The 12363-nt window shown below is 64.8% G+C and carries 8 protein-coding genes; 5 read left to right on the forward strand and 3 right to left on the reverse strand.

From position 1 onward, the window contains the following. The first annotated feature begins 353 nt into the window (after positions 1 to 353). Positions 354 to 3656, forward strand: coding sequence for a carboxyl transferase domain-containing protein (locus tag ACZBJS_RS16570; RefSeq protein ID WP_463438868.1), 3303 nt, complete (start codon positions 354 to 356; stop codon positions 3654 to 3656). Positions 3657 to 3855: 199 nt separating this feature from the next. Here ACZBJS_RS16570 and ACZBJS_RS16575 read toward each other — a convergent pair whose 3' ends face one another. Then, the gene (locus ACZBJS_RS16575) at positions 3856 to 5490 is read right to left on the reverse strand and encodes a flavin-containing monooxygenase (RefSeq protein WP_463438869.1); all 1635 of its coding nucleotides are present in this window, start codon (positions 5488 to 5490) and stop codon (positions 3856 to 3858) included. A 235-nt stretch (positions 5491 to 5725) separates the two neighbouring features. Here ACZBJS_RS16575 and ACZBJS_RS16580 point away from each other — a divergent pair, with 235 nt between their 5' ends. The 4 genes from ACZBJS_RS16580 (at position 5726) to ACZBJS_RS16595 (ending at position 10409) form a co-directional block, all read left to right on the forward strand. Further along, positions 5726 to 6949 carry a cytochrome P450 gene (locus ACZBJS_RS16580; RefSeq protein ID WP_463438870.1) on the forward strand — a complete coding sequence of 408 codons (1224 nt, stop codon included), beginning with the start codon at positions 5726 to 5728 and terminating at the stop codon, positions 6947 to 6949. 119 nt (positions 6950 to 7068) lie between these two features. Then, positions 7069 to 8670 (forward strand): GMC family oxidoreductase, encoded by a 1602-nt coding sequence (locus tag ACZBJS_RS16585; RefSeq protein WP_057017568.1) that lies wholly within the window; start codon positions 7069 to 7071, stop codon positions 8668 to 8670. 8 nt (positions 8671 to 8678) lie between these two features. Then, a complete protein-coding gene (locus tag ACZBJS_RS16590) occupies positions 8679 to 9128 on the forward strand; it encodes a hypothetical protein (protein ID WP_057017567.1) in 450 nt (149 codons plus the stop codon). Between the two features lie 258 nt (positions 9129 to 9386). Then, entirely contained in the window at positions 9387 to 10409 is a 1023-nt protein-coding gene (locus tag ACZBJS_RS16595; protein WP_463438871.1) for a S1C family serine protease, read from the forward strand. Between the two features lie 99 nt (positions 10410 to 10508). Here ACZBJS_RS16595 and ACZBJS_RS16600 read toward each other — a convergent pair whose 3' ends face one another. Both ACZBJS_RS16600 and ACZBJS_RS16605 read right to left on the reverse strand, forming a co-directional pair. Further along, on the reverse strand, positions 10509 to 11438 hold the full coding sequence (locus ACZBJS_RS16600; protein ID WP_463438872.1) for a TorF family putative porin: 930 nt from the start codon (positions 11436 to 11438) through the stop codon (positions 10509 to 10511). Positions 11439 to 11444: 6 nt separating this feature from the next. After that, on the reverse strand, positions 11445 to 11963 hold the full coding sequence (locus tag ACZBJS_RS16605) for a VIT1/CCC1 transporter family protein (protein ID WP_463438873.1): 519 nt from the start codon (positions 11961 to 11963) through the stop codon (positions 11445 to 11447). Positions 11964 to 12363 lie beyond the last annotated feature (400 nt).

Consider the following 12363-nt stretch of genomic DNA (forward strand, 5'->3'; position numbering starts at 1 on the left):
CCCGTCCAGACGATCCACAACCGTCTGAAACTGCCGTCGATTGATCGGTTCAAGCAGCCTTCCAAAAATGCTACCGCGATATCGCATGCTCGGCCCTCTGTGTCTCGACAATCAGAAAAGACCGATTTGCCTCGGTCCTGCCGAGCATGCACCGCGACACAGTGAATCATTCCCCGGACACCCCTGCGCTTGCAGGGAGAGGTCGAAGCCGAAGCGAAGCGTAGGCTTCGGGTGAGGGGGAGTCTCCGCAGGCGAGCTCGCGGAGAGTCCCCCTCACCCGAAATTCGCGCTGCGCGCAAATTTCGACCTCTCCCCGCAAGCGGGGCGAGGTGAGCAAACTTACGGAACCGATCATGTCCTTCAAAAAATTGCTGATTGCCAACCGCGGTGAGATCGCGATCCGGATTGCCCGCGCCGCTGCCGACAGCGGCATCGCGACCGTCGCGATCTATCCCGCCGACGATGCCGCCTCGCTGCATGTCCGATCCGCCGACGAGGCGCGCGAGATCCCCGGCCGCGGCGCGCGGGCCTATCTCGACATCGAGGCGGTGGTTGCGGCGGCCAAGGCCGCGGGCTGCGACGCGTTGCATCCAGGCTACGGCTTCCTCAGCGAGAACACCCAATTGGCGCGGCGCTGTGCCGAGGAGAAGATCACCTTCGTCGGCCCGTCGCCAGAGGCGCTCGATCTGTTCGGCGACAAGGCCAAGGCAAAGGCGCTGGCGAAAAAATGCGGCGTCCCGATCATTGCCGGCACATCAGGCGCGACCAGTCTCGACGAGGCAAAGACGTTCTTCGCCGCGCTCGGCGCCGGCGCCGCCGTGATGATCAAGGCGATCGCCGGCGGCGGTGGGCGCGGCATGCGGGTGGTCGAGGATGCCGCCAAGCTCGACGAGGCCTATGCGCGCTGCCAGTCGGAGGCCAAGGCGGCGTTCGGCAACGATGCGGTTTATGTCGAACGGCTGATCCGCAAGGCGCGCCATATCGAGGTGCAGATCATCGGCGACCGTCACGGCGTCATCAGCCATCTCTGGGAGCGCGAATGCACCATCCAGCGCCGCAACCAGAAGCTCATCGAGGTGGCGCCGAGCCCGTCGCTGAGCGAGGGAATGCGCGCGCGCATCATCGAGGCGGCGAAGCAGCTTGCCACGGCTGCGCGCTACGACAACCTCGGCACCTTCGAATTCCTGGTCGATGACGAAGCCGGCGAAGGTGAGGGTGCCTTCGCCTTCATCGAGGCCAATCCGCGACTGCAGGTCGAGCACACCGTCACCGAGGAGGTGCTCGGCGTCGACCTCGTGCGCGCGCAGCTCGCGGTCGCCGCCGGCGCCACGCTCGCTTCGCTTGGGCTGGCGCAGGCCACCGTGCCGCTGCCGCGCGGCTATGCGATGCAGCTTCGCGTCAACATGGAGGTGATGGACGAGAAGGGCATCACAAAGCCAACCGGCGGCACGCTCAGTGTGTTCGACCTGCCGTCCGGCCCCGGCGTTCGCGTCGATACGTTCGGCTATTCCGGTTACCGGACCTCTGCCGCGTTCGACTCGCTGCTGGCAAAAGTCATCGTGCATTCGCCGAGCCCAAAGTGGACCGACGTGGTGCACAAGGCATCGCGCGCCTTGCGCGAATTCCGGATCGGCGGCGTCGCCACCAACATCCCGTTCCTCGGCGCCATTCTGGCGCACCAGAGCTTTGGCCGGAACAAGATCAGCACCAACTTCATCGATACCCATGTTGCGGCGCTGGTCGGCGCGGCGCAGGATCTCGCCGCACCCTTGATCGAAGTGAGCGAGGCGGCTGCGACCAAGGCCGTTGCTGCCGAAGCAGCGCCCGAGGGATCGCTCCCGGTGCCGGCGCCGCTGCAGGGCACGATCGTGGCGATCGAGGTCGCGGAGGGCGATCTGGTTCGGCCCGGCCAGCAGATCGCGGTGCTGGAATCGATGAAGATGGAGCATCTGGTCACGGCGCCGCATGGCGGCCGGGTGACCAGGATCGCGGGCGGCATCGGCGTCACCCTGATGCATGGCGAGCCGATCCTGTTCTTCGAGCCTGCCGAGGTCGACGGCCATCACGCGGCGGAGGAGGCCGCGATCGATCTCGATCACATCCGGCCTGATCTCGCCGAGCTGATCGCGCGCAAGGCGATCACACTGGACGAGAACCGCCCGGCCTCGGTCGAGCGCCGCCGGAAGACCAACCAGCGCACCGCGCGCGAGAACATCGCGCAGCTGGTCGATGAGGGCTCGTTCGTCGAATACGGGTCGCTCGCGATCGCGGCGCAGCGCCGCCGCCGCAAGGTCGAAGATCTCATCAAGAACACGCCGGCCGACGGCCTGATATCAGGCGTCGCCACCGTCAACGCCAAGGATTTCGGCGCCGACGGCGCGCGCTGCATGGTGATCTCGTACGACTACACCGTGCTCGCCGGCACCCAGGGCCATATGAACCACAAGAAGATCGACCGCATGCTCGGCCTCGCCGAGCAGTGGCGCATGCCGCTGGTGTTCTACGCCGAGGGCGGCGGCGGTCGTCCCGGCGATACCGACCGGCTCGGCATGACCGGCCTCGACGGCCCGTCCTTCGTGCAGTTCGCAAAACTCTCCGGACTGGTGCCCGTGGTCGGCGTGGTCTCCGGCTATTGCTTCGCCGGCAATGCCGCGATGCTCGGCGTCTGCGATGTCATCATCGCCACCAAAAATGCGTCGATCGGCATGGGCGGTCCGGCGATGATCGAGGGCGGCGGGCTCGGCGTCTACCATCCGGCCGAGGTCGGCCCGGTCTCGTTCCAGTCGCCGAACGGCGTGATCGACATCCTGGTCGAGGACGAGGCCGAGGCGACCACGGTGGCACAGAAATATCTGTCCTACTTCCAGGGCGCGGTGCAGGACTGGAAGGCGCCGGACCAGCGGCTGCTGCGCCGTGCGATCCCGGAAAATCGCCTGCGGGTCTACGACATCCGCAACGTGATCGACCTGATCGCCGACGAAGGCTCGGTGCTGGAGATCCGGCGCGATTTCGGCGTCGGCATGATCACCGCCTTCATCCGCATCGAGGGCAAGCCGTTCGGCCTGATCGCCAACAATCCAAAGCATCTCGGCGGGGCGATCGACGCACCTGCCGGCGACAAGGCCGCGCGCTTCATGCAGCTGTGCGACGCCTTCGACATTCCGATCGTCTCGCTCTGCGACACGCCGGGCTTCATGGTCGGCCCCGAGGCAGAGAAGACCGCGATCGTGCGCCACGTCGCGCGGATGTTCGTCACCGGCGCGAGCATCACGGTGCCGCTGTTCGGCATCGTGCTGCGCAAGGGCTATGGCCTCGGCGCACAGTCGATGATCGGCGGCGGCTTCCACGCCTCGTTCTTCACGGTGGCGTGGCCGACCGGCGAGTTCGGCGGCATGGGTCTCGAAGGCTATGTCCGCCTCGGCTTCCGCAAGGAGATGGAGGCGATCGAGGACCCGGTCGAGCGCGAGAAGTATTTCCAGACCAAGGTCGCCGAGCTCTACGCCAACGGCAAGGCGGTCTCGATCGCCTCGGTGCTCGAGATCGACGAGGTGATCGATCCCGCCGACACCCGGCACTGGATCATGGCCGGCCTGCGCTCGGTGCCGAAAGCTGAGCCGCGGACCCACCGCAAGCGGCCGTGCATCGATGCGTGGTAGGGTGGCGTAGGGCGAGTTAGATCGTGCATCAAACTCGGTGTCGTCCCGGCGAAGGCCGGGACCCATAACCACCGATGGTCATTGTTGCACGGTGCTGGGGCCATAGCCTCCTTCAACAACCCAACCCTGTGGTTATGGGTCCCGGCTTTCGCCGGGACGACGGCGGCGGGTGGGCGGGCGTCTCGCGTCATTGAGAGAGTTACCCCAACCGCAACTCCGCATACCCCTTCGCCGCCACCTCGTCGCATCGCGCGCGATATGCCGGGGCGCTGCCGCTGTAGCGGGCGACGATGCGGGTTTGCTTGCCCTCGACGTTGCGGTTGATGCCGGTCATCCAGGAATCGACCTCGTTTGAGAGCAGGCCGACGCCGAGCGCCTTGACATGCTCGGTCCAGTCGGCGGTGCCTTCGGGCGTGGCGTCGAGGAAGGTCAGGCCTCTCTCCTGCGCAAAGCGGATCAGCCCGGTGACCCAATCCACGCTGTATTCGATGCTGCGCGGGATGTTGCCGAGCGCGGTGTGCGGGCCCATCAGCATCATCATGTTGGGGAAGCCGTCGACCATCAGCCCGAGATAGGTTTCCGGGCCGTGCGTCCATTTCTCCTTCAGCCGCGCACCGTGCGCGCCGCGGAAATCGATCTTGTCGAAGCTGCCGGTGATGGCATCGAAGCCGGTGGCGTAGATGATGATGTCGAAGGCGTAGTCCTTGTCGGTCGTCCGGATGCCCTCGGGCGTGATCCGCTCGATCGGCGTCTCCTTGATATCGACCAGCTCGACATTGTCGCGGTTGTAGACCTCGTAATAGAAGGTCTCGAGCGGCAGCCGCCGCGTGCCGAAGCCGTGGTTCTTCGGGATCAGCATCTCGGCGACCGCCTGGTTCTTCACGCGCTGACGGATCTTGCGCGCGACGAAATCGCTGATCGTGGCATTCGCCGCGCGGTCGATCAGGATGTCCTTGAAGTTGCCCTGCCAGATGCCGAAGCCGCGCTCGCCATAGAGCTTCTCGTAGAACGCCTCGCGCTCCGCCTCGCTCACCTCGAACGCGCCGCGCGGATCGGGCGTATGCACGAAGCAGGCGAAGGTCTCCTTGCAGCGCGCGAAGATCTCGGGATAGCCGGCCTTGATCATGGCTTGCGTCTCGGCGTCGATCTTGCCGTTGTGCAGCGGCGCCGCCCAGTTGGCGGTGCGCTGGAACACGGTGAGATGCCCGACCTCGCCGGCGATGGTCTGGATGGTCTGGATGCCGGTCGCGCCGGTGCCGATCACGGCGACGCGCTTGCCGGTGAAATCCACGTTCTCCTTCGGCCAGCGCGCGGTGTGGAACGATTGGCCCCTGAAATCGTCGCGGCCCTCGATGCGCGGCAGGGTCGGCGTCGACAACGGGCCGATCGCGGTGATCAGGAAGCGGCAGGAGTGCTGCGCGCCACTTTCGAGTGTGACCCGCCAGCTTCGCGTGTCGTCCTGGTAGATCGCGGACGTGACGCGGCTCTCGAACTGGATGTCGCGGCGCAGGTCGAACTTGTCGGCGACATAGTTGCAGTAGCGCAAGGTCTCGGGCTGGCCGGCGAAATGCTCCGACCACTCCCATTCCTCGAGCAGCTCCTTCGAGAACGAGTAGCCATAGGAATAGCTCTCGGAATCGAAACGTGCGCCGGGATAGCGGTTCCAGTACCAGGTGCCGCCGACGCCGGTGCCGGCCTCGAACACGCGCGCGCTGAGACCAAGCTCGCGCAGCCGGTAGAGCTGGTACATGCCGGACAGGCCGGCGCCGATGATGATGACGTCGTAGTCCAGCGCAGCCGTCTGGGCGGTGTTGTCCTGGCGCAATTCGGCCACCTGTCGTTGCTCCCCGATGGATTGATTGCCCGCAAGGCTAGCCGGTCTTCCTGCTGCCGACAAACATCGCGGAGCGGGGCAGCTATCGGGATTTGCCGGGTGCGTCGGCCCGCGCGCATTCCGCGCGGCGGACTGTCCGCCCCGCGGCTTTACTCGGCTGCGGGATTCCCTCTATCGTCGGCCCGACACGACGATCGCCCGCCAAGCGGCGACGGAACCTAACGGGAGTGAAGCGATGGGAGAGGCGCTGCGCAGGCCGACGTCCATAGACGTCAGCAATCCCCGGCTTTATCAGGACGACACCTGGCGGCCGCTGTTCGCGCAACTCCGCCGCGACGATCCCGTGCATTATTGCGAGGCGTCGGCCTACGGCCCCTACTGGTCGGTGACGCGCTATGACGACATCTTCGCGGTCGAGCTGGATCACCAGAACTATTCGTCGGCCTCCGAGCTTGGCGGTATCCAGGTCACGGACCAGCCGAAGGGGCAGGAGCGGCCGAGCTTCATCCGCATGGATCCGCCCGGCCACACCGCGCAGCGCCGCACGGTGGCGCCGATCGTAGCGCCGTCGAACCTCGCCAATTTCGACGCCCTGATCCGCAAGCGCACCGCAGCCGTACTCGATGCGCTGCCGCGCAACGAGACCTTCGACTGGGCCGAGCGGGTCTCGGTCGACCTCACCAACATGATGCTGGCGACGCTGTTCGATTTCCCCCCTGAAGACCGCGCCAAGCTGACCTGGTGGTCGGATGTTGCGATCGCCAACGTCGAATCCCCCGATTCGGTGGTGCGTTCGGAGGCTGAACGCACCGCCGAACTGGTCAAGATGGGAGAATATTTCCGCAAGCTGTGGGAGGCGCGGGCCGATGCGCCGCCGACCTTCGATTTGATCTCGATGCTGGCGCATTCGGACGCGACGCGGAATCTGGAGCCGCGCGAGTTCATCGGCACGATCGGGCTGTTGATCGTCGGCGGCAACGACACCACGCGCAACTCAATGTCGGCCGGGCTGATGGCGCTGTACGAGAACCCGGAGCAGTTCGAGCTGGTCCGCGCGAGGCCGGAGCTGATCCCGAACCTGGTGTCCGAGACCATCCGCTACCACACGCCGGTGCTGCACATGCGCCGCACCGCACGCAACGACGTCGAGCTTGCCGGCCGCCGGATCAAGAAGGGCGACAAGGTCGTGATGTGGTACATCTCCGGCAACCGCGACGAGGACAAGATCGAGCGTGCCGATGAATTCATCATCGACCGCGCCAAGCCGCGCCAGCATCTCGCCTTCGGCGCCGGCGTCCACCGCTGCGTCGGCGATCGCCTCGCCGAGCAGCAGCTGCGCATCCTCTGGGAGGAGGTTCTGGCGCGCGATCTGCGTTTTGAGCTGATGGGTCCGCCGCAAAGGCTCTATTCCAATTTCATCCGCGGTATACGAAGCTTGCCGGTGAGAATCGTCAATTGAAGTTGTGGGGTTGTCATTCCGGGGCGATGCAGAGCATCGAACCCGGAATCTCGAGATTCCGGGTCTGGTCCTTCGGACCATCCCGGAATGACGGGGTCATCTGAGATCAAGGAACAAGAATGAAGAACGATCCCGTTGACGTCCTGATCATCGGCGCCGGCGCCTCCGGCGCCGCGGTGGCCTGGAGCCTCGCCGATACCAAGATGCATATCCTCTGCCTCGATCAGGGCGGCTGGATGAATCCGGCCGAATATCCGAGCACCGGGCGCGACTGGGAGGCGAAGTTCTACGGCGAGTGGTCGTCCAGCCCGAACGTCCGCAAGCGGCCCGAGGACTATCCGATCAACGACGACAATTCGCCGATCAAGGTCGTCAACTTCAACGCCGTCGGCGGCTCGACGGTGATGTACACCGCGCACTGGCCGCGGCTGCATCCGTCCGACTTCAAGGTGAAGACGCTCGACGGCGTCGCCGATGACTGGCCGATCGACTACGACGCGCTCACCCCGTTCTTCGAGGAGAACGATCGGATGATGGGCGTCTCGGGCCTGTCGGGCGATCCGCTGTCGCCGCTGAGCCACCCGCCGATGCCGCAGCAGCCGCTCGGGCTATCCGGCCCGCTGATCGGCAAGGCCATGAACAAGCTCGGCTGGCACTGGTGGCCGTCGGACACGACCGTGGCGACGATGGATTACGAGGGCAGGGCGCGCTGCATCAATCTCGGCCACTGCACGCCGGCCTGCGCGCAGGGTGCCAAGGCCTCGACCGACATCACCTACTGGCCGCACGCGGTCCGCGCCGGGGTCGAGCTCAAGACCCATTGCCGGGTGCGCGAGATCCTGACCAACGAGCACGGCATGGCCTCCGGCGTGGTCTACTACGACAAGGACGGCGTCGAGCAGTTTCAGCCGGCCGAGGTCGTCATCATCGCCTGCAACGGTGTCGGCACGCCGCGGCTGCTGCTCAATTCGGTGTCAGGCAAATTCCCGAATGGCCTCGCCAACTCGTCGGGCCTGGTCGGCAAGAACCTGATGTTCCACCCCTACGCGCAGATCTACGGCTTCGTGAAGGAGCCGACCGACAGCAACCGCGCGCCGCCGACCTGCCTGTGGAGCAAGGAGTTCTACGACACCGATCTGTCGCGCGGCTTCGTCCGCGGCTACGGCATCCAGTTCGGCCGCGGCGCCGGGCCGGTGTTCGAGGCGGTCGCGAGCGAGCAGAAGGGCATCCTGCCCTGGGGCAAGGATCATCACCGCGTGTTCCGCAAGCTCAACGGCCATCGTCTCGCGGTATCGGCGATCTGCGAGGATCTGCCGGAGGAGCACAACCGCGTCACGCTCGATCCCGTGTTGAAGGACAGCCACGGCATCCCGGCGCCGAAGATCGACTACACGATCAGCGCGAACAGCCGGAAGATGATGGATCACGGGCTGGCGCGCGGCCGGGAGATTCTCGAGGCCGCCGGCGCCACCGACATCTGCATCAACGATCCGATCCCGTGGGGCGGCTGGCATCTGCTCGGCACCGCGCGGATGGGCACCGATCCGGCGCGCTCCGTGGTCAACGAATGGGGCCGCTCGCACGACGTGAAGAACCTCTTCATCGTCGACGGCAGCATCTTCGTCACCTCGGGCGGCGTGAACCCGACCTCCACCATCCAGGCCCTTGCGCTCTACATCGCCGACCAGATGAAGCAGCGCCTCGCCAACCTGTTCGACTGAGACCGTCCATGTCCGATGCAAAACAACTGACCGCAGCCCAGCGCGCCGATCTGCGCACCGTCGCCGCGATGATCGTTCCCGAAAGTGACGAGTACAAGGTGCCGGGTGCGGATGATGCCGCGATCCAGGCCGACATGCTGGCGACGCTCGGCCGCGACACCGCGCTGGTCGCGCAGGCGCTGGATCATCTGGCTGATCTCGCGGGCAAGCCGCTCGCCGAGCTCGACGATGCCGGGCGCGATGCGGTGGCGCGGGAGTTTCGTAGCCGTGGCGGTGCTGCCGCGGCGACGCTCGTCCGCGTGGTGCTGCAATGCTACTACCGCGACGACCGCGTGCTGCGCTCGCTCGGCCTCGAGCTGCGCGCGCCGTTCCCGAAAGGCCATGTGCTGCCGGAGGGCGACTGGTCGCTGCTCGATCCGGTCAGGGCGCGCGGCGGCACGCTGCGACGGGCGACCTAGCGTTGTGTCCGTGACTTGACAGTCCATTCCGTCATTCCGGGGCGCGACGAAGTCGCGAACCTCAGATGCGCAATCGCGCATCGGGGAATCCAGAGGTCGTGCATCGAGATTCCGGGTTCTCGCTTCGCGAGCCCCGGAATGACACTGAGTCAATCGCGCGTCAGAGACGCAGCCCTAGCCATCCGGGCAGGTGCAGGGCGTAACCACTTGCGGCGTGGGGAGCCGGTCACCATCTGAGGAGACCAAAGGATTCTCGCCATGCTGGATATTACCTCAGATACCGCCGGTGACACGCCGTCACCGCGAACGGCCGATGCTGCCCAGGATAACGACCGGGCTTTGCTGGATGCCTATTCGAATGCCGTGATCGACGTCACCGACCGCGTCGGCCCGGCCGTGGTCCGGGTCGAGACCGGGCCGAAGCTGCGCAACGCGCGCGAGCGCGGCGCGCTCGGCTCGGGCATCGTGATCTCGCCCGATGGCTTCGTGCTGACCAACAGCCATGTGGTCGGATCGTCGAAGGAGATCCGCCTGCGCGACACCGAGGGCTTCGTCACCGACGCCCATGTGCTCGGCGTCGATCCCGACACCGATCTCGCGCTGCTGCGGGCCGATGGCGCGCGCGATCTGCCTTACGCGTCGCTCGGCAACTCCAAGACGCTGCGGCGCGGCCAGCTCGTGGTCGCGATCGGCAATCCGCTCGGCTTCGAATCGACCGTCACCGCCGGCGTGGTGTCGGCGCTCGGACGTTCGATCCGCTCGGTGAGCGGGCGCACCATCGAGGACGTGATCCAGACCGATGCCGCGCTCAACCCCGGCAATTCCGGCGGGCCGCTGGTGTCGTCGAAGGGCGAGGTGATCGGCATCAACACCGCAATCATCAACGGCGCGCAGGGCATCTGCTTTGCGGTCGCCAGCAACACCGCGCAGTTCGTCCTGTCGGAGATCATCCGCCATGGCTATGTCCGCCGCGCCTATATCGGCGTCGCCGGCCAGACCGCGCCGGTGCCGCGGCGCCACGCGGTGCTGGCCGGTGTCGAGAACAAGATGGGCGCGCTCTTGATGCAGATCGAGCCGGACAGCCCGGCCGCGCGCGCCGCGCTGCTGCCCGGCGACGTCGTGATCAGGCTCGACGGCATCGAGATCAACGGCGTCGACGATCTGATCCGCGCGCTCGACCACAGCCGGATCGACCGGACCCTGTCGATGAACGTGCTCCGCCTCGGCCGCCTGCGCGCGATCGAGATCCATCCGATCGGGAGGAAGCCGGCGAAGCAGTGAAGCGGGTGAGGGGTCCGTCTCCGCGGATAGAGACTTCATTCGCAACTCGGCATGCGGGCCGGGCGGCCCGGCAACAACCCTAAGCCCCAAAGTTCCTGACTAGTTCAATGCAAACCAGACCTTGGCGACAAACGTCGCGCCGCACCAGTTCGAGGTCAGGCCATCCGGGTTGGTGGAGAGGTTTACACGACCGCCTGGCTGCGCGTTTGGATCGCCGGTAAAGACAAAGCAGTTTTCCTTCGTCAGATTGGTGTCGTAGTAGCGCAGGTCGAAGTTGAAAGCCTTGTGGGTGAAGGTCACGCCCGCCTGCCAATTGAGATAGGAAGGTAAAGGGAATCCGCCGAGCTGCTGGCTTTGATTGCCGAACCAGGAATAACCGGCAGCGGTTGTGAAGGATATGGCGACGTCGTGCGGCAGCAATTGGCTCGGCACATCATAGCCGACGCCACCTGCCACATATTGGCTCCAAGCCCCGGTGTTCGAGACGTTCGGCGAATAGGCGTAGCCTGCGGCAAGGCGGACTTGTTCGCTGATTTTCCGGTCACCGCGGATAACCGTCTCCCAATAATTGATTCCGTTGGTTTCGCCGGGAAGTCTTTCTCCGGGATAGGCGAAATAGGTCACGCCAAAATCGAAATCGATGGTTGCGAATGTCGGACGGATACCAGCGGTGTAGGTGAACTCGGCGGCTGGTTGTGTCGGCAGGTTGACGGTGGCGACCGTTGTGCCGGCATATAGCTGGCCCCATCTTGCTTCCAGGGCGGCGCCGACTGCAGGTCCGTGATTGGACAATGTCACGCCGCGATAGATGTAGTCGGACGCAAGTCCCGCGCGGGCGCTGAATTCCAGTTCGTTCGCAGACGTCGTGTGGTTGGTGTCGGCCGCCGACCATCCGCGATTACCAAGGCCGATTGCTCCGGTTGGGTTGGGGGCTTGGGCAAAAGCGAGATCGCTGGTCGAAAGCAAAAGCCATAGCGCGACCACCCCTGTGATCGAGCGACCACGTGTTGCGTCTTTTCGCTGCCGCACTGTCGCTTACCCTCCAAGAGCTACCGCGACGCCAACCAGTGCACTCCCCATAGCCACCATCGACAGCCCTGCCATCCAGGGCCGCAACCCGCTACGGACTCCAAATGCGTAACCGCAGCAGAACAGCATCACGATGGCGACAACGTAGGTCACATGCAAGGCTAATCTGGGGTCGCGCAGCAACACGAACGGAATTGTCAGCGGGAAGATCGAAAAGAAACTCAACAAGCAAAGGCCCAGCGCTCCCGTCCAGTCGCGCTTCGTCAGCCTTGGACCAAGGAACGGTTCAGGCAATTGCTGCAAAGTTTTCCGAAGGACTTCCAGTCGGTCCAGAGGTAGGATTGCCGCCAATTGAGGCGGCAATGCATCTGAGATGATGCGCTGCGCTGTTTCGGGATCGGGCGCCTGCCTGATTGCGCGAAGCGTGAGAGCCTTGTTACCCCGGTCATTGATACGAGCCAGAAGATAAAGACCGCCGTCAACAATACCCCAGGCCAGATTGCAGCCTAGCGCTCCCAGCAGCATCGTACGATGTTGATGCCAGCACCCGATGCGATACTCAGGGAGCAGATGAAGGTAAGTGCCATAATCAGACCGAATAAGGTCTCCGAGATTCGTTCCATCGGATCCAGTACGCGTCGAGGCGCTGAGGCGTCTGACATGAAATCATCTCCCGTTGGCCTTCTCGGCTCCGTTTAGGTGCTGCGCACTCTGCGCCTGACATCGATTGATCCATGTCAAGGCGGGATTTCAATTCCGTGCAGGTATCCGGCCCTAAGTATACGCGGAGGCGAAATATGTTTCTTTTCGCTGCGCTCTGGTGCGGTTGTCTGATGATGAGCGGCCGCAGCTTCCGCGCTGCACCGTGGCTCCGGCGCGATGGCTGGCAAAGATCATCTCTTCTTTTCGTAGCGCTAATACTTGC

The sequence above is a fragment of the Bradyrhizobium sp. KZN70725 genome (genome assembly GCF_055264925.1).